The sequence below is a fragment of the Tenacibaculum sp. Ill genome (genome assembly GCF_051938915.1).
GTDB classification, from domain to species: domain Bacteria; phylum Bacteroidota; class Bacteroidia; order Flavobacteriales; family Flavobacteriaceae; genus Polaribacter; species Polaribacter larymnensis.
Window position 1 is genome coordinate 705,002 of record NZ_JBPSCW010000002.1, and the last position, 17,175, is coordinate 722,176.

Consider the following 17,175-nt stretch of genomic DNA (forward strand, 5'->3'; position numbering starts at 1 on the left):
ATAGATTGGCTTTTGCTTTTCTGCTCCCCCTCTTGGGCTCGAACCAAGGACCCTCTGATTAACAGTCAGATGCTCTAACCAACTGAGCTAAGGAGGAATGTTCGTATAGAACAATATATATGTATTGTAGAAATTATCGGCTTCTACGTTGCCTTTGCTCCCCCTCTTGGGCTCGAACCAAGGACCCTCTGATTAACAGTCAGATGCTCTAACCAACTGAGCTAAGGAGGAATTTAAAACATGCTTGTCTTAAAATGCGAGTGCAAATTTAAGTGCTTTTTTTATATCTGCAAATTATTTTTGATAAAAAGTACAAGTAAAATCTTTTATTTCTGAATTTCAGTAATTTATTTTTTAAAAATTATCCTTTTAACTGAAATTTAACAAAAAGCTAATACTCGTTAAAGAGTTTAAAATTAGACTAAAAAGGAATGGTATTTTTCGTAAAAGTTGTACTTTTGTCACCATTATTCTTATAGATAGAAAAGTATAACAAAATATATGGACAAGTTTTCGTTCTTAAACGCAGCACATGCAGGTTTTATAGGTGATTTGTATGAACAATATCAAAAAAATCCTGATGCGATAGAACCAAGTTGGAGAAGTTTTTTTCAAGGATATGATTTGGCTAACGAGAATTACTCATTAACAGATGAAGAAGTTTCGGTAGAAGTCCCTGAAGAAGTACGTAAAGAGTTTTTAGTAATCGATTTAATCAATGGTTACCGTACCCGTGGTCATTTGTTTACCAAAACAAACCCAGTACGAAATAGAAGAACATACACTCCAACATTAGATATTGAGAACTTTGGACTAAATCAATCAGATTTATCCACTGTTTTTAGTGCAGGAGAAATTTTAGGTATAGGGCCTAAAAGTTTAGCAGAAATTATAAATTATTTAAAATCTGTTTTCTGTGAAAGCATCGGAGTAGAGTACATGTATGTACGAAACCCTGAAGAGTTAAAATGGTGGAACGAGCGTTTGAATAAAAATGCAAACCACCCTAGTTATGATGTAGAGTCTAAGAAATACATTCTTACGAAGCTTAATCAAGCATCAACTTTCGAAAGCTTTTTACAAACTAAATATGTTGGGCAAAAACGATTCTCTGTAGAAGGAGGTGAAACGTTAATCCCAGGAGTAAGTGTAGCGTTAAGAGACGCGGCTGAAGAATACGGAGTAGAAGAGTGTGTGTTAGGAATGGCACATCGTGGACGTTTAAATACTTTGGTAAACATTTTCAAAAAGCCAATTCGCGATTTATTTAGTGAGTTTGAAGGGAAAGATTTTGAAGATCAAGAAATTGATGGAGATGTTAAATATCACTTAGGTTTAACTTTAAGCAAAGCGTATCAAGGTGGACAAAAGATGAAGATGAATTTAGTTCCAAATCCATCTCACTTAGAAACAGTTGATGCAGTTGCAGAAGGAATTGTTAGAGCTAAAATAGATAAAGATTACGAAGGAAACGAAAATAAAGTACTTCCAATTTTAGTACATGGTGATGCGGCAGTAGCGGCTCAAGGAATAGTATATGAAGTTGTGCAAATGGCACAATTAAATGGATATAAAACAGGAGGTACTATTCATATTGTGGTAAATAACCAAGTTGGTTTTACAACTAATTACTTAGACGCACGTTCAAGTACATATTGTACTGATGTAGCAAAAGTAACATTATCTCCAGTGCTACATGTAAATGCAGACGATGCAGAAGCAGTATGTCACGCAATGGAAATGGCAGTTGAATATCGTATGAAATTCAATAAAGATATTTTTATTGACTTATTAGGATATCGTAAGTATGGTCATAACGAAGGTGATGAGCCACGTTTTACACAGCCAAAACTATATAAAGCAATTTCTAAGCACAAAAATGCAAGAGAAATTTATGCTAATAAATTAATTGAAGAAGGAAGTATAACAGCGGACTACTTACAAAAGATTACAGATGAATTTAAGACGCATTTAGAAGCTGAATTTACAGAGTCTAAAAAGAAAGAAACGTCTAAAATTCAAGAGTTTATGCCTGATGTATGGGAAGGATTTGTACGCAAGCAATTGCAAGAAATGTTACAACCTGTAGATACAACTTATTCGGTAGAAGACTTAAAAGGAATTGCAAGAGTTATTTCAAAAACACCAGAAGGACATAAATTTGTTCGCAAGGCAGAACGTATCTTAAAGGGACGTGAAAAAATGGTTTTTGAAGATAATTTATTAGATTGGGGTACTGCTGAAAACTTAGCATACGGTACGTTATTAGAAGAAGGATATGATGTTCGTATTTCTGGAGAAGATGTAGAAAGAGGAACATTCTCTCACCGTCATGCAATTATGCGTGATGAAGAAACTTTAGAGCGTGTCAATTTATTAAACACGAATCCTAAGAATAAAGGAGAGATGACTATTTATAACTCTCACTTATCAGAATACGGGGTGTTAGGTTTTGATTACGGATATGCAATGGCAGCTCCAAATACTTTAACTATTTGGGAAGCTCAGTTTGGTGATTTTGCCAACGGAGCACAAATTATGTTCGACCAATATATTTCTTCGGCAGAAGATAAATGGAAGTTACAAAATGGATTAGTAATGTTATTACCTCATGGATACGAAGGTCAAGGGCCAGAGCATTCATCAGGTAGAATAGAACGTTTCTTACAATCATCATCAACTGATAACTGGACAATAGCAAACTGTTCTACACCAGCAAACATGTACCATATTTTGCGTCGTCAGATGAAACGTGATTTTAGAAAACCATTAATTGTTTTCACACCAAAAAGTTTATTACGTTTACCAAAAGCTGTAAATCCTATTGAAGATTTAGCTAATGGAACTTTCCAAGAAGTAATTGATGATACTATCGATACATCAAAAGCTAAAAAAATGGTGTTCTGTACAGGTAAATTCTATTACGATTTATTAGCTGAGCGTGAAAAATTAGGAAGAGAAGATGTAGCTTTAGTTCGTATAGAGCAATTATTCCCATTACACAATGATAAAATCAAAGAAGTAATGGATAAATATCCAAATGTAGATCGTTACGTTTGGGCACAAGAAGAACCAAAAAATATGGGAGCTTGGGGTTATATGTTAGAACGTTTTGAATTAGCTAGGTTAGAATGTGCTTCGGAAGAGTATCGTTCGGCACCAGCGGCAGGTTCAAGTGCACGTTTTAAAAGACGTCATCAAGCTATTATAGATAAGGTTTTTGATTAAAAAATAAATGCGTTAGGGATTGAAGCAAGTTACCGTGTAACGCGAAAAGCCCGACCCGATAGGGAACGCCCAAATAAAAGAAATAAAATAATTCAGATATATAAAATTTAGAACTGATGGTTTTAGAAATGAAAGTTCCTTCTCCGGGGGAATCAATTACAGAAGTAGAAATTGCAACTTGGTTAGTTGAAGATGGTGATTACGTTGAGAAAGATCAACCAATTGCTGAAGTAGATTCTGACAAAGCAACGTTAGAATTGCCTGCGGAAGAAAGTGGAATAATCACTTTAAAAGCTGAAGAAGGTGATGCAGTAGCAGTAGGTGCAGTAGTTTGTCATATTGATATGGATGCTGCAAAACCAGAAGGAGCAGGAGCACCTAAAGCAGCAGCACCAAAAACTGAAGAGAAAAAAGAAGCACCAAAAGCTGAATCAGCAAAAGAAACATATGCTACAGGTACAGCGTCTCCAGCAGCTAAAAAAGTATTAGCTGAAAAAGGAATTAGTGCATCTGATGTTAAAGGAACAGGTAAAGACGGTCGTGTAACAAAAGAAGATGCTGTAAAAGCAGTGCCTTCAATGGGAACTCCTGGAATGGGATCTCGTGGTACAGAGCGTAAAAAATTATCTATGTTACGTCGTAAAGTGGCACAACGTTTAGTTTCTGTAAAGAACGAAACTGCGATGTTAACTACGTTTAACGAAGTAAACATGCAGCCAATTTTTGACTTACGTAACGAGTATAAAGAAGAGTTTAAAGCAAAACACGGTGTAGGTTTAGGGTTTATGTCTTTCTTTACATTAGCTGTAGTAAGAGCTTTAGAAATGTATCCAGATGTAAACTCTATGATTGATGGAGATTACAAAGTAAGTCACGATTTCCAAGATATTTCTATCGCTGTATCTGGTCCTAAAGGATTAATGGTACCAGTAATTAGAAATGCTGAAAACTTAACATTTAGAGGTGTTGAGAGTGAAGTAAAGCGTTTAGCATTACGTGCTCGTGATGGGCAAATTACTGTGGATGAAATGACAGGTGGTACGTTTACAATCACAAACGGTGGAGTATTCGGTTCTATGTTATCTACACCAATTATCAACCCACCACAAAGTGGAATTTTAGGAATGCATAATATTGTAAATCGTCCAATGGCGGTGAATGGAGAAGTAGTGATTCAGCCAATTATGTATGTAGCATTATCTTACGACCATAGAATTATCGATGGTAAAGAATCTGTTGGTTTCTTAGTAGCTGTAAAAGAAGCATTAGAAAACCCAGTAGAATTATTAATGGATAACAATCCTAAGAAAGCTTTAGAAATGTAAACCAAAATTTGGTTTTATAGATATGAAATCCTGTACTAAAGTGCAGGATTTTTTTTGTTCAAGAATTGTTATTTTTATGAAATATACTGTTTAGCTGTTTTGTTTATGGAGATAGAGATTCCTAACTTATTATTTAAATCTGAATCACCTGAAATATCAGGTATTGAAATAATAGCCTTAGAAAAAATTAAAGAAGGAAAAGATAGTTTTACTCACTCTCCAGAAAAAGCACATCAATTAGAGTTTTATCAATTAGCTTTTTACACGGAAGGAGTATCAGAACAATTGGTAGATTTTGTATGGTACAAAGTGCAAAAGAATACAGTAATATATGTGTCAAAAGGACAGGTAAATGCATTCAAGTTTAATGAGAGCTTAAAAGGATATTTAATACTTTTTACTGAAGATTACTTAAAAAAGGAATTAGCAAAAATTCCAAAAGATACAGCAATTCGTTTATTAACTCCGCAACTTTTTTCTCCAAAAGTTCAAGTAGCCCAAATATCTAATTTACCAGTCTATGTAAAATTGATTTTTAAAGAGTTTTATAAAACAACTGAAAGTTTTAACAAGAAGTATATCATTGACTCTTTATTTAATATTATTTTTTCTAAAGTTGAAGAAATTAAAAAAAACGAAACACATTATATTAAAGATTCTGAAAAGCTAAGGCTCTTTTTGAGGTTTCAAGCTAAGTTAAAAAAGACATTTGTAATTAATAAAAATGCTGATTTCTATGCGAATGAATTAGGCGTGACTTATAAGCATTTGAATGTTGTTACTAAAGAGGTAATAAACAAAACAGCTAAACAGTATATTGATGAGTTTGTAATTCTAGAAGCTAAAAGAAATCTTGTTAATTCTACAATTAAAAGCACGGAATTAGCTTACTTAATGGGGTTTGAAGAATCTACAAATTTTGTAAAGTATTTTAAAAAACGTACAGGATTAACCCCTAATGAGTTTAAAAAAGAGTATAATAAAGTGTAGAGGTTCGGTATTTACCATTTTATTCTTTTGATTGACCTATTTGTTGCCTATCATCTTCCATAATTTTGTGCCATCATTATTAAAAGGTAATCAAAAATGAAAAAAAGGATAGTTATAGCAGTTGGTTTTGCAACATTATTAAGTTGTACTTTAAAATTACAAGGTCAAATTAAAACAGATTCTAAAATGGAAAATTTAAAAATTATAGCACAAAAAGCGCAAGATGCTTTTTTTACAGATTACGATGAAGAGGGAGTAAAAAAATATTTCGCAGCTAATTATATTCAGCACAACCCACATGTACCTACTGGTATTGAGCCAGTATTAGGGGTTCTGCCTGCTTTAAAAGAAGCAAAAACAATATATACCAATCATAGGTTGTTACAAGACGGAGAGTATGTTGTTTTTCATAATTCTTATCACAATGCAGATGCTTTTGGAGCAAAAGAACTTGTTGCATTTGATGTTTGGAGGATGGAAGATGGTAAAGTTGCAGAGCATTGGGATAATCTTACGTCAAAGGTTAATAAAACAGCTAGTGGTCGTTCACAAGTAGACGGTACTAGTGAGATTACTGATTTAGATAAGACAAATTCAAATAAAGAGATTGTAACTAATTTTGTTAATGATATTTTATTTGGAAAAGCACCAGAGAAAGTTACAAATTACGTTAGTACAAAGGAGTATCTTCAGCATAACCCTATGATAAAGGATGGATTAGATGGGTTAGGGGAAGCGATAAACTACTTAACTTCTCAAAATAATATGTTTAAATATAAAAAATTGCATAAGGTATTAGGCGAAGGTAATTTTGTTCTTACAATGAGTGAAGGTGAATGGAATGGAAAATCTCAAGCTTTTTATGACTTATTTAGGTTAAAGAATGATAAAATTGTTGAACACTGGGATGTTATCCAAGAAATTCCAAAAGAAATGGCTCATACAAATGGAAAGTTTTAGTGAGTTAAATTTACTACAGAAGTTAAGCCCTATACAATTTGTATAGGGTTCTTGTTTATTTTTTAGTAACTTTAATAGCTATAAAATCAACTGATTATGAAAGTTACTGAAGAAGGGTTTACTGTTTACCATAACTTTCCTATAAAAGAGTTATCTAATAAGGTTTTTAAAGCAATTACTAACCCAGGTGATTTGGTTCATTGGTGGCCATTAAAATGTAGTGGAGTACCTGAGTTAGGAGCAGAATATAATTTTTTCTTTGGAGAACCATATAATTGGTACGGAGAAGTAGTTAAGTATAAAAAAAATGAATCTTTTTATATAAAAATGACAAAGTCGGATGAAGACTGGAATCCAACAACTTTCGGTTTTGACTTGTTTGAAAAAGATGAAGGAGTAACTTGGGTGCATTTTTTTCATAAAGGTTGGGTAGAACAAAACAATCATTTTAAACATTCCTCTTATTGTTGGGCACTATTATTAAATGGGCTTAAAAGTTATGTGGAAAAAGGAATTATTATACCATTTGAAGAGAGAAATTAAAAATATAAGATTATGAAATTAGGGGCTTTTTCAATCAGTCTATCGGTTAAAGACATAGATAAATCCAAAGATTTTTATGAAATGCTTGGGTTTACTGTTTTTGCAGGTGAGCTAGAGAAGAATTATTTGATTATGAAAAACGGAAACTCATTAATTGGGTTGTTTCAAGGAATGTTTGAAAACAATATTCTAACTTTCAATCCAGGTTGGGATGAAAATGCAAACACGTTAGATGATTTTGATGATGTAAGAGACATTCAAAAGCATTTAAGAGAAAACCATATCAAGTTAAAAAGAGAAGTAGATAAAGATACTAAAGGGCCTGCAAGTATCGTTTTCTTTGATCCTGATGGAAATACAATTTTAATAGACCAACATGTGTAAAAAGCAACGAAAACAATTACTGTTTTCATTGCTTTTAATATGTAATAAGGGAAAATTATTCTTTGCTATTTAAGTTCCAATCGTATTCTAAATACACAACTTCAGCATTATCATTAGCTTTAATATCAGAGTATTTATTAATATAATCAACTAAGGTATTACGAGAAGTAAAATCTTCTTGGTACCATTGAAATATTTTTGATACTTCAACCTTGGTTAAGGTTATTTTATTTTTTGTAGAGTCATTTATAAAAGCTTTCATTAGGTTTTTTAACTCATTTTCTACATTGTTTTTGGTAAAAGCAAAGTTTACAAACCTAGGACCAGATTTAGAAGCGGCGTTCAACGCAACATGAATTCTAGGGTCGTCATACCATCTTCTAAGTATCTTATGTTCAATGTAGTCAAGTGAGTACAATTTTTTACCAACTGATGCAAATGGAATTTTCCATGCATTTCTTCCTTTACGCTTTATGTCAGTGATTTTCTTTAAAGGATAACTATCTAAAATTAATTTAATAGTATATGCATTATAGGCGTTTATCCAGAAAGCTTTAGCTTCATTTAAAGACCATTTATCACTAGGTATAGTATTTTCTAAATGCTTGATATAGATATCCAATAGAGCACGGTTTTTTCTCAGCCCTTTGTAATCTACATCTCCTTCAGAGCTAACGTAGGTTTTTAAAAGAGCATCATATACATCAGTCTGTGCATGTGATTGGATGCTTACGAAAAGTAGTAAACATGTTAAAGTGAGGGTAATTGTTTTTCGCATTTTTTAAATTTTAAGTAAATAAATTAGTTTACGGTACTTTTGACGTAGACTGATTTAATTCATTACATAAAATTTTATAGAAGTAAAAAACCACCTGAAAAAGGTGGTTTTTGATTTAAGAAAATAGAAATTTTATTTTTTTCCTATAATTGAACTTAAAGCAACAATAATAATACCAACAGCAATAGTAATATATGAGTTGGTGTTGTCTTGTGCTTCTATTAGATCTACATCACCGATAGAAATTTGAGTTTCAGGTTTAAAAAGAGTGTATACTCCGTATGCTAAAATTACTATTCCAGAAATAAAAGCAATTGTTTTAAGTGAGTTGTTCATAATAGAATTGTTTCTTTTAAAGATAAGAAAAACAAATTATACAGCTAAATGAATGATTTTAGTTAGTATTATTTGTCATAAAAGAGTCCTTTTGTCACAAATAAGGAGCATTTCATACCATAGGAGCTTTCATTGTATATGAGAGGATACAGGTCAGATATTTTTGATGTGGATTAATAAATAAAAATATCAAAAATGATTACGTATTCTTATACAAAAAGACCAATCTTATTTTTAAGTTTTATACTCTTTTTCTTTGCTAGTTGTATTGAAGAAGATTTACCTTCTAACATAAAACAGCAAAACTTCACAATAAAATCAAAGTCAACAAATTTTAAATATGATGTTAAAATAGGAAGCCTTAAAGAAGTTGATGTAAACAAAAATTATCATGTAGTTTATTTGCTAGATGGTGACGATTATTACAATGAGTGTATGCAAATAATAAGTTCAGAAAACAAAGAGAGTATTATTATAATAAGTATTGGTTATGCTGATGATAATGAAAGGGGAACTGACTATTCTTATCCGTATGATAGAGATTTTGATGGAGACTCAGGGGGAGCAAAGAGATTTATAGACTTTATAAACTCTGAGTTAATACCTAAAATTGAGGAAGATTACCAAATAATGAGTTTAACAAAAACAATCTATGGACATTCCCTTGGAGGATATTTCGCTTTGTATGTAATGATGCAAGAGGAGCAAGAAAACCCTTTTAATAATGCTATAGTGATAAGCCCAAATTTAATGTGGTATAACTCTTTTATTTTCGATTTAGAGAGCAATGCTAAGGAATTGAATTTATTAAACGGAAAAGGTATTTATATGTCTATGGGAGACTTAGAAGGAGTTGGTATGAATGCATCTTTTCAAGCTTTAACAAAACAACTTGAGCTTAGTAACTATAATGATTTTAATTTTAGTTATGAAAGGTTTGAAGATACTTCACATAGAAATAGCCCAATACAAGGATTTAAAAAAGGATTACAAATTATTGAATAATAAAATGAAGAATATCTTATATATACTATTATTGAGTTGTTTTATGATGAATGCTCAAGAATCTAATACTACTAGAAAGTGGAAATTAGAATTAGGTTACACAACTGATATAATCAATGCAAGTTTTGGAGAACATTATGGTTTAGTTTTTAAGGCAAAAAGAAAGATTTTAGAAAGTAAAAAAATAACTTTAATGGTCGGTGCAGGGTATCAAAATAGTTTTATAAATGAAGAAGAAAACATGTTCACAAACCATGTAGGTGGCTATACAAGAGATATATCTTTTGTTGGTTTGTTTGACTTTAGTTTTTATCCATTTAATAAAAGGAGGTTTTATATGTCGGTTCAACCTTTTTTAGGGTATACAAATTTAAAATCTAAAGGGAGTTTATATATAGACCATTTAAACGTTTATGAGAAGTTTAAAAACTCATATTCTTATTTTAATTACGGAATGGTAAATTCTTTAGGCTATACTTTTAATAGGGTAACAGTAACTTTTGATATTTGGAGTTCGTTAAAAGGAATTACTGATAGTGGAAGGTTTAGACCTGGAGACTTTGATTCAAGGTTGTTTTTTGGTATGGGAGTAGGGTATATGTTATAAAAACATATCTATTTATAATACTTGTCAAACTCCTCTTTAAATAATTTAAACTTACTTCTTGATACAGGAACCTCATGTGAAACATCGGGAAATGAAATTTTATAGTTTCTTGCGTTTCCAGAGGTTCTTCTTATGTTTTTAATATTGATTATATAAGAACGATGCGTACTTAAAATAAAAGAGTAATCGGACAAACTATTAAGTAGTTTTTGAATAGATATTCTATAAGGTTTAACATCTACCGAATCAATATTTTTAGTGTAAATGTCTACATAGTTCCCCTCAGATTTAGCAAATAAGAAAGTAGTCAAATCAAGAATTAGTGTTTCATTTACATTATTCGTTTTTATCGATAAAACAACATTTTTGTCTTTCTGTTTTAATTCTTTTTCTAGCTCTTTATTGTATGCTTTAACACTTCTTAAATTCTCTTTTAAGATGATAACATAGTTTACCCAAATAATGATAAATATAGGTACGGTACCTATTAAAATAACATAAATAAAAGTATTAACTAAGCTTAAAAAAAAGTTACTATTAGAAACATTCTTTAAAGGATATAAAAAACTGTTTTGAAAAAGAGCGATAGAAATAAGTATTCCTAGCGTAAAGAAAAACTCTCTAACAGTGTTCCAGCTTTCTTTAATTTCAGCAGTAAAAAAAACTTTAGGGACAAGTTCAGTAAAAAATAAGATGCTTAAAAAAGTAACGAAGCTAGCAGATAAACAAGCATAAAGTTTGTTTACTAAAAATACATTGCTAACACTTGTGTTTTGGAGCGAGTAATAATTAATTAAGAAAATAATTATGCTTAATGCACAAGCAATAATAAGGTTTCTTTTGGTATGAAATAAATAAGGGTAGGGAATTGATAAGTTTTTAAAAAACTTAGATTTCATAACATTTAAAGAATTAAAAAGGCATTATGTTAATAATGCCTTTTTATTTGTTTTATAGTTCAAAACCAATGTTAACGCCTAATTTATTGGCAATTAATTTGGTAATTCTTTTCTTAACCTCTGGTATTTTAACACTTTCTAAAACAGTATTAGCAAAGGCATACATTAATAGCGCTTTTGCTTCTTTTTTAGGAATACCTCTTTGTTGCATATAAAATAATGCTTGATCATCTAATTGACCGATAGTACAACCATGAGAACATTTTACGTCGTCAGCAAAAATTTCTAATTGAGGTTTAGCATTTATTGTTGCTTTATCACTAATTAAAACATTATTGTTTTGCTGGTAAGCATTAGTTTTTTGAGCCTCTTTTTCAACGATAACTTTACCGTTAAATACACCAGTAGAACGATCAGCATAAATACCTTTGTAATCTTGGTGGCTTTCACAGTTAGGCTCTATATGATTCACTAATGTATGATGGTCAACATGTTGTTTTCCTTCAATAATAGTAATCCCTTTTAAAATAGAGTTTATATGTTCTCCTTTTTGGTAGAAGTTTAAGTTGTTTCTAGTAATATTTCCACCAAAAGAAAATGTATGTACAGAACAAGTACTTTCTTTTTGTTGTTCAATATATGTATTGTCAACTAAAGAAGCATCATTATTGTCGTTTTGAATCTTATAATAATCTACTGTAGCATGTGTATCTGTATAAATTTCAGTTACAGCATTTGTTAAAACAGCATTGTTATTAAGATTTTGGTGGCGTTCAATAATTTGAACATGTGCATTTTGTTCAACTACAATTAAGTTACGTGGTTGTAACATAGTTGCATGTTCTTTACCAGTAGTAAAGTTAATTATTTGAATAGGTTTTTCAACTTCAACATTTTTTGGAATGTGAATAAAAGCACCCTCAGTAGCAAATGCAGTATTTAATGATGTTAAATTATCTTGTTTTGCTATTTTGTTAAAATATTTTTCAACAACAGGCTTGTACTTTTCTTTTGAAAAAGCAGCAGATAATAAACAAACATCTTTTCCATCATGAGTAGTAGTTGATAAAAATGAGCTGTACTTTCCATCTACAAAAACTATTTTATAGCTGTCTATTTCGTGAATGAAATATTTTTTAACATCAGCAAACTCTACAGAAGCATCTCTATCAGGAAATATACTATAATCTTCTTTTAAAATTGAATTTAAAGAAGTGTATTTCCAAGCTTCTAGTTTCTTAGTAGGAAAGCCTAGTTTTTCAAAATTTTGTAGTGCTTTTGTTCTTATTTCGTGTAAATCTGAATTGATGTTTACACTGTCTTCAAAAGCTACGTATGATGATAATATTTTTTCTCTCAACTCCATTGTTTTTAGTTGTAAAGTTTATAAAGTATAAAAGTTTGTAAAGCTGAAAAGAAGCTTGTTTTATAGGCAACTTTTCACTTTTTACTTTTCAACTTTTCTAACTATTAGCCTCTTCTTTAATCCAATCGTATCCTTTTTCTTCTAGCTCTAAAGCAAGAGAAGCGTCACCAGTTTTAACGATTTTTCCATCGTGTAAAACATGTACATAATCAGGAACGATATAATCTAATAAACGTTGATAGTGAGTAATAACCACTACAGCATTATCTTTAGATTTTAATTTATTAACTCCATTAGCAACAATACGTAAAGCATCGATATCTAAACCAGAATCAGTTTCATCTAAAATAGCTAATTTAGGTTCTAACATTGCCATTTGAAAAATCTCATTACGTTTTTTCTCTCCACCAGAAAATCCTTCGTTTAAAGAACGAGATAAGAATTTACGATCGATTTCTAATAATTCTGATTTTTCACGAATCTTCTTAAGCATATCTTTAGCAGGCATTTCTTCTAAACCTTGAGCTTTACGTGATTCGTTAATTGCTGTCTTAATAAAGTTTGTAACAGTAACACCAGGTATTTCTACTGGATATTGAAAAGATAAGAATACACCAGCATGAGCTCTTTCTTCAGGAGCTAATTCGCTAATATCTTCACCTTCTAACTCAATAGAACCAGAAGTTACTTCATAAGTTTCATTACCAGCAATTACAGATGATAAGGTACTTTTACCTGCACCGTTTGGTCCCATAATCGCATGAACCTCTCCTGCTTTTACTTCTAAGTTAATTCCTTTAAGAATATCTTTATCTTCTACCTGTGCGTGTAAGTTTTCTATTTTTAACATTACTGTATAGTTACTTTTTTAATAGATTTTGTAATTTTTTGAAATCTTTTGGTGAGTGTTGAATAATCACCTCAGCATTCTTTTCTTTAGCGAAAGCTTCAAATTTTTTCATGCTTTCTAGAGTTTGTTCAACATTGTAATTAAATGAAGGAACACCTTTAGTTTCTCTATTTTCTTCAAAGTGATATAAATCACCTGTTAATAAAATTGGTTTTTCTAAACCTGCTTCAATATATAAAGCTTGATGACCAATTGTATGACCTGGCATATATTTGATAACTACTGTACCATCTCCAAAAACATCATAATCACCATTAATTTTTTCAACATTCTTTAATTCCTTAATAGAGTTATAGGTGTCAGGGTCTTTAACTTTTGCAGAATCGTTGGTAATAAAATTATACTCATTTTCTTGAACTAACCAAGTTGCATTTTTAAAGTAATTTGCATGACCAGTATGATCGAAATGAGGATGAGATAGTGCAAAGTATTTAAAATCGTTAATAGTTAATCCTATAGATTTTAACTGGTTTTTTAATGAATCTTTACGTTGTAAAGTAAAAGTACCAGAAGGCTCTGTAAAAGGTTCATCTACAATTAAGGTTTCAGGTAAACCAGCATCCCACATTAAATTTCCTTTAGGATGAGATATTACATAGTAAGCATCAGAGAACTGTTTAGACTGCCCTGTGTATGTTGTATCTTGAGAAAAAACTTCAAGTTTGTTAACTAAAATTGAACCACCATCTAAAACATGAAGTTTTACTTGAGGCTTTTCAACTGTTTTTTCTTCTGTGGTTTGTTCTTTTTTAGCATTTTTACAACTAAATGTAACAATAGTTATAAGAGCTAATAAAAATATTTTTTTCATTTTATTGCGGTTTTGGTTAGCCTACACTTCCTTCTAAACTAATTTCTAGTAGTTTTTGAGCTTCTACAGCAAATTCCATTGGTAACTTGTTTAGTACTTCTTTACTAAATCCGTTAACGATTAATGCAATAGCTTTTTCAGTATCAATACCACGTTGATTACAATAGAATAATTGATCTTCACCAATTTTACTTGTAGTAGCTTCGTGTTCTATTTGAGCTGATTTATTTTTAGCTTCGATATAAGGGAAAGTATGTGCACCACACTCATTACCCATTAATAAAGAATCACATTGAGAGAAGTTACGAGCATTTTCAGCTCTAGAGTTTACTTGTACTAAACCACGGTAACTATTTTGTGATTTACCTGCTGAAATTCCTTTAGAAATAATGGTTGACTTAGTATTCTTTCCTAAGTGAATCATCTTGGTACCAGTATCGGCTTGTTGATGGTTGTTAGTTACTGCAATTGAATAAAATTCACCTACTGAATTATTTCCTTTAAGAATACAACTAGGGTATTTCCACGTAATTGCTGAACCTGTTTCAACTTGTGTCCAAGAAATCTTAGCGTTGGTTTCACATAAACCTCTTTTGGTTACAAAGTTAAAAACTCCACCTTTTCCTTCTGAATCACCAGGGAACCAGTTTTGAACTGTTGAATATTTTATTTCAGCATCGTCTAAAGCAATTAGCTCTACTACTGCTGCGTGTAATTGGTTTTCATCACGTTGCGGAGCAGTACATCCTTCTAAATAAGAAACATAACTGCTTTCATCAGCAACAACTAAGGTACGTTCGAATTGACCAGTTCCTCCTTCGTTGATACGGAAGTAAGTAGATAATTCCATTGGACAACGAACTCCTTTTGGAATGTAACAGAAAGATCCGTCAGAAAATACTGCTGAGTTTAATGCGGCATAAAAGTTATCAGTTGGTGGTACAACTGAGCCAATATATTTTTTTACCAATTCTGGATGCTCTTGAATCGCTTCAGAAATAGGCATGAAAATAATTCCTTTTTCAGCTAACGTTTCTTTAAAAGTAGTAGCTACAGAAACAGAGTCCATTACAATATCAACTGCTACATTAGCTAATCTTTTTTGTTCTTCTAAAGAAATTCCTAACTTTTCAAAAGTAGCCAACAAATCAGGGTCTACCTCATCTAAACTATTTAATTTAGGTTTCTTTTTAGGTGCTGAGTAATAAGAAATATCTTGAAAACTCGGTTTTTTATAGGTAACATTAGCCCACTCTGGTTCTTCCATTTGTTCCCAAATTCTAAAAGCTTCTAAACGCCATTCAGTCATCCATTCTGGCTCATTTTTCTTTTTAGAAATGGCACGAACGATATCCTCGTTTATCCCATTAGGAAACTTTTCACTTTCAATATCAGTATAAAAACCATATTCGTACTCTTTGGTTTTTAATTCTTCTCTTAAATCGTCCTCGGTGTATTTACTCATCAGTTTTTTGTATTCTTTTTGTGATGTATAGGCTTATAGAGAGAAACTCTCTCCGCAACCACAAGTTCTGTTAGCATTAGGATTGTTAAATACAAATCCTTTACCATTTAAACCTCCAGAATATTCTAAAGTTGTTCCAACTAAGTATAAAAAACTCTTTTTGTCAACAACAATTTTTACATTGTTATCTTCAAAAACCTTATCGTTTTCTTGTTGGGTTTTGTCAAAAGTTAAGTCGTATGATAATCCTGAACAACCGCCACTTTTCACTCCAACACGAACAAAGTCGGTTGTAGTATCAAATCCGTCATCAGTCATTAGTTCAATGACTTTCTTTTTTGCTGTGTCTGAAACTTTTATCATCGTTTAAATAGATTAAATCTAAGTGACTGCAAAGATAATGACAAAATATGATTTATATCATTTTTTGAAATGAATATAGTTATTAAGCGATAAAAATTGTCTATACTATAATTCTACTAACTGATTGTTAGAAGATTATTGTTGGAAATCAGGGTTGTTTACAAAATTAGCATCAGAAAGACTCAAAAGAAAAGCTTTTAAGTCGGCTTTATCTTTATCTGAAAGTTGTACTCCTCCCTGATTGGCTTTTTTCATTAGAGGATCGATTGTAGAAGATATTTTTAATCCTTCAGAGTAGTGGTTAATTACCTCTTCTAAAGTGGCAAATCGACCATCATGCATATATGGTGCTGTGAATTTTAAGTTTCGTAAGGATGGACTCTTAAATTTCCCATTATCGTTAGGGTCACCGGTAACAGCGCCTAAACCCAAGTCGGCAAAAGTTTCGTCTAAACCGTTGTTATGGAAATTATTGTCTGTCCATAAAGGATTGTTATTACTTCCGTGACAATGAAAACAGTCACCTCTGGTTTCATCCATAAACACATTAAATCCGTTTTGTTCTTCAGGTGTTAGTTCTACTTTGCCTAAAAGGTATTGATCAAACTTTGAGTTTCCTGAAATTAAGGTTCTTTCAAATTGAGCAATTGCTTTGGTGACTAAGGTTGAATCTATTTTAGATGTTCCAAAAGCTTGTTGAAAAAGTGTGGGGTATTCAGCGTGTTCTAGTAATTTTTTAGCTACATTTTTCCAATCGCTATGCATTTCAATTGGATTACGAACAGGTGAGAATGCTTGACGCTCTATACTGAGTTCTTTTCCGTCCCACATAAAACGTTCGTCGAAGTTCCAAGCTAAATTAAATAGCGGCATTGAGTTTCGTGTTCCAAATTTACCGTCAATCCCTTCACTAAAACGAGCGTCATCTGTAAAAGCATTTTTTGGGTTGTGACAACTAGCACAAGATTGTGTGTTGTCTCTTGATAAAATTGGATCAAAAAAAAGTTTTTTACCAAGTGTTATGCCTTCTTCTGTTAAAGGGTTGTTAGTTGGAATAACAGGAGCGATTAATTTTTGTTGAAATAATTCAGGGATTTCTAAACTAGCGGGAACAGGAGTGTATATACTTTCTTCTTCTCCTTTTGAAGAACAACTGATTAAAAGGAGTAGCAATAAAGAAAGGTATATACTTTTTTGTGTCATTT

General features: G+C 31.5%; 17 protein-coding genes and 2 tRNA genes. 8 read left to right on the plus strand and 11 right to left on the minus strand.

Annotation, left to right across the window (positions count from 1 at the left end):
- Window positions 1-23 precede the first annotated feature (23 nt).
- A tRNA-Asn gene (locus ACTPNM_RS03280) sits at window positions 24-97 on the minus strand.
- Between the two features lie 60 nt (window positions 98-157).
- Window positions 158-231, minus strand: a tRNA-Asn gene (locus ACTPNM_RS03285).
- 270 nt (window positions 232-501) lie between these two features.
- Here ACTPNM_RS03285 and ACTPNM_RS03290 point away from each other — a divergent pair.
- From ACTPNM_RS03290 to ACTPNM_RS03315, 6 genes are all read left to right on the plus strand, one after another.
- A complete protein-coding gene (locus tag ACTPNM_RS03290) occupies window positions 502-3,228 on the plus strand; it encodes a 2-oxoglutarate dehydrogenase E1 component (RefSeq protein WP_440120611.1) in 2,727 nt (908 codons plus the stop codon).
- A 116-nt stretch (window positions 3,229-3,344) separates the two neighbouring features.
- Window positions 3,345-4,553, plus strand: a complete 1,209-nt coding sequence (odhB, locus tag ACTPNM_RS03295) for a 2-oxoglutarate dehydrogenase complex dihydrolipoyllysine-residue succinyltransferase (RefSeq protein ID WP_440120612.1) — start codon at window positions 3,345-3,347, stop codon at window positions 4,551-4,553.
- A 105-nt stretch (window positions 4,554-4,658) separates the two neighbouring features.
- Complete coding sequence (locus ACTPNM_RS03300; protein ID WP_440120613.1) at window positions 4,659-5,543, plus strand: helix-turn-helix domain-containing protein; 885 nt, start codon at window positions 4,659-4,661, stop codon at window positions 5,541-5,543.
- 96 nt (window positions 5,544-5,639) lie between these two features.
- Window positions 5,640-6,503, plus strand: a complete 864-nt coding sequence (locus ACTPNM_RS03305) for a nuclear transport factor 2 family protein (protein ID WP_440120614.1) — start codon at window positions 5,640-5,642, stop codon at window positions 6,501-6,503.
- A gap of 96 nt (window positions 6,504-6,599) precedes the next feature.
- A complete protein-coding gene (locus tag ACTPNM_RS03310; protein WP_440120615.1) occupies window positions 6,600-7,046 on the plus strand; it encodes an SRPBCC family protein in 447 nt (148 codons plus the stop codon).
- A gap of 12 nt (window positions 7,047-7,058) precedes the next feature.
- Window positions 7,059-7,430, plus strand: coding sequence for a VOC family protein (locus tag ACTPNM_RS03315; RefSeq protein ID WP_274640893.1), 372 nt, complete (start codon window positions 7,059-7,061; stop codon window positions 7,428-7,430).
- A 55-nt stretch (window positions 7,431-7,485) separates the two neighbouring features.
- Here ACTPNM_RS03315 and ACTPNM_RS03320 read toward each other — a convergent pair whose 3' ends face one another.
- A complete protein-coding gene (locus ACTPNM_RS03320; protein ID WP_440120616.1) occupies window positions 7,486-8,208 on the minus strand; it encodes a DUF547 domain-containing protein in 723 nt (240 codons plus the stop codon).
- A 132-nt stretch (window positions 8,209-8,340) separates the two neighbouring features.
- Complete coding sequence (locus tag ACTPNM_RS03325) at window positions 8,341-8,544, minus strand: hypothetical protein (RefSeq protein ID WP_440120617.1); 204 nt, start codon at window positions 8,542-8,544, stop codon at window positions 8,341-8,343.
- 195 nt (window positions 8,545-8,739) lie between these two features.
- Here ACTPNM_RS03325 and ACTPNM_RS03330 point away from each other — a divergent pair, with 195 nt between their 5' ends.
- The gene (locus ACTPNM_RS03330) at window positions 8,740-9,549 is read left to right on the plus strand and encodes an alpha/beta hydrolase (RefSeq protein WP_440120618.1); all 810 of its coding nucleotides are present in this window, start codon (window positions 8,740-8,742) and stop codon (window positions 9,547-9,549) included.
- Window positions 9,550-9,553: 4 nt separating this feature from the next.
- Window positions 9,554-10,156: a hypothetical protein gene (locus ACTPNM_RS03335; protein ID WP_440120619.1), complete on the plus strand. Its 603-nt coding sequence runs from the start codon at window positions 9,554-9,556 to the stop codon at window positions 10,154-10,156.
- Window positions 10,157-10,164: 8 nt separating this feature from the next.
- Here the strand turns inward: ACTPNM_RS03335 and ACTPNM_RS03340 are convergent, their stop codons facing one another.
- The 7 genes from ACTPNM_RS03340 to ACTPNM_RS03370 all read right to left on the minus strand — a co-directional run bounded on the left by ACTPNM_RS03340 (window position 10,165) and on the right by ACTPNM_RS03370 (window position 17,173).
- Complete coding sequence (locus ACTPNM_RS03340) at window positions 10,165-11,055, minus strand: LytTR family transcriptional regulator DNA-binding domain-containing protein (RefSeq protein WP_440120620.1); 891 nt, start codon at window positions 11,053-11,055, stop codon at window positions 10,165-10,167.
- 52 nt (window positions 11,056-11,107) lie between these two features.
- Complete coding sequence (sufD, locus tag ACTPNM_RS03345; protein ID WP_415269417.1) at window positions 11,108-12,421, minus strand: Fe-S cluster assembly protein SufD; 1,314 nt, start codon at window positions 12,419-12,421, stop codon at window positions 11,108-11,110.
- Between the two features lie 97 nt (window positions 12,422-12,518).
- The gene (gene sufC, locus ACTPNM_RS03350) at window positions 12,519-13,271 is read right to left on the minus strand and encodes a Fe-S cluster assembly ATPase SufC (protein WP_274640900.1); all 753 of its coding nucleotides are present in this window, start codon (window positions 13,269-13,271) and stop codon (window positions 12,519-12,521) included.
- Between the two features lie 10 nt (window positions 13,272-13,281).
- On the minus strand, window positions 13,282-14,142 hold the full coding sequence (locus tag ACTPNM_RS03355; protein ID WP_440120621.1) for an N-acyl homoserine lactonase family protein: 861 nt from the start codon (window positions 14,140-14,142) through the stop codon (window positions 13,282-13,284).
- Window positions 14,143-14,158: 16 nt separating this feature from the next.
- Complete coding sequence (gene sufB, locus ACTPNM_RS03360) at window positions 14,159-15,607, minus strand: Fe-S cluster assembly protein SufB (RefSeq protein ID WP_440120622.1); 1,449 nt, start codon at window positions 15,605-15,607, stop codon at window positions 14,159-14,161.
- A 33-nt stretch (window positions 15,608-15,640) separates the two neighbouring features.
- Window positions 15,641-15,970 carry a HesB/IscA family protein gene (locus ACTPNM_RS03365; protein ID WP_115899898.1) on the minus strand — a complete coding sequence of 110 codons (330 nt, stop codon included), beginning with the start codon at window positions 15,968-15,970 and terminating at the stop codon, window positions 15,641-15,643.
- Window positions 15,971-16,105: 135 nt separating this feature from the next.
- Entirely contained in the window at window positions 16,106-17,173 is a 1,068-nt protein-coding gene (locus ACTPNM_RS03370) for a cytochrome-c peroxidase (protein ID WP_440120623.1), read from the minus strand.
- Window positions 17,174-17,175 lie beyond the last annotated feature (2 nt).

Coding starts and splice junctions, on each gene's coding strand:
- ACTPNM_RS03290 (WP_440120611.1), top strand. CDS start 502: ATGGACAAGTTTTCGTTCTTAAACGCAGCACATGCAGGTTTTATAGGT.
- odhB (WP_440120612.1), top strand. CDS start 3,345: ATGGTTTTAGAAATGAAAGTTCCTTCTCCGGGGGAATCAATTACAGAA.
- ACTPNM_RS03300 (WP_440120613.1), top strand. CDS start 4,659: ATGGAGATAGAGATTCCTAACTTATTATTTAAATCTGAATCACCTGAA.
- ACTPNM_RS03305 (WP_440120614.1), top strand. CDS start 5,640: ATGAAAAAAAGGATAGTTATAGCAGTTGGTTTTGCAACATTATTAAGT.
- ACTPNM_RS03310 (WP_440120615.1), top strand. CDS start 6,600: ATGAAAGTTACTGAAGAAGGGTTTACTGTTTACCATAACTTTCCTATA.
- ACTPNM_RS03315 (WP_274640893.1), top strand. CDS start 7,059: ATGAAATTAGGGGCTTTTTCAATCAGTCTATCGGTTAAAGACATAGAT.
- ACTPNM_RS03320 (WP_440120616.1), bottom strand. CDS start 8,208: ATGCGAAAAACAATTACCCTCACTTTAACATGTTTACTACTTTTCGTA.
- ACTPNM_RS03325 (WP_440120617.1), bottom strand. CDS start 8,544: ATGAACAACTCACTTAAAACAATTGCTTTTATTTCTGGAATAGTAATT.
- ACTPNM_RS03330 (WP_440120618.1), top strand. CDS start 8,740: ATGATTACGTATTCTTATACAAAAAGACCAATCTTATTTTTAAGTTTT.
- ACTPNM_RS03335 (WP_440120619.1), top strand. CDS start 9,554: ATGAAGAATATCTTATATATACTATTATTGAGTTGTTTTATGATGAAT.
- ACTPNM_RS03340 (WP_440120620.1), bottom strand. CDS start 11,055: ATGAAATCTAAGTTTTTTAAAAACTTATCAATTCCCTACCCTTATTTA.
- sufD (WP_415269417.1), bottom strand. CDS start 12,421: ATGGAGTTGAGAGAAAAAATATTATCATCATACGTAGCTTTTGAAGAC.
- sufC (WP_274640900.1), bottom strand. CDS start 13,271: ATGTTAAAAATAGAAAACTTACACGCACAGGTAGAAGATAAAGATATT.
- ACTPNM_RS03355 (WP_440120621.1), bottom strand. CDS start 14,142: ATGAAAAAAATATTTTTATTAGCTCTTATAACTATTGTTACATTTAGT.
- sufB (WP_440120622.1), bottom strand. CDS start 15,607: ATGAGTAAATACACCGAGGACGATTTAAGAGAAGAATTAAAAACCAAA.
- ACTPNM_RS03365 (WP_115899898.1), bottom strand. CDS start 15,970: ATGATAAAAGTTTCAGACACAGCAAAAAAGAAAGTCATTGAACTAATG.
- ACTPNM_RS03370 (WP_440120623.1), bottom strand. CDS start 17,173: ATGACACAAAAAAGTATATACCTTTCTTTATTGCTACTCCTTTTAATC.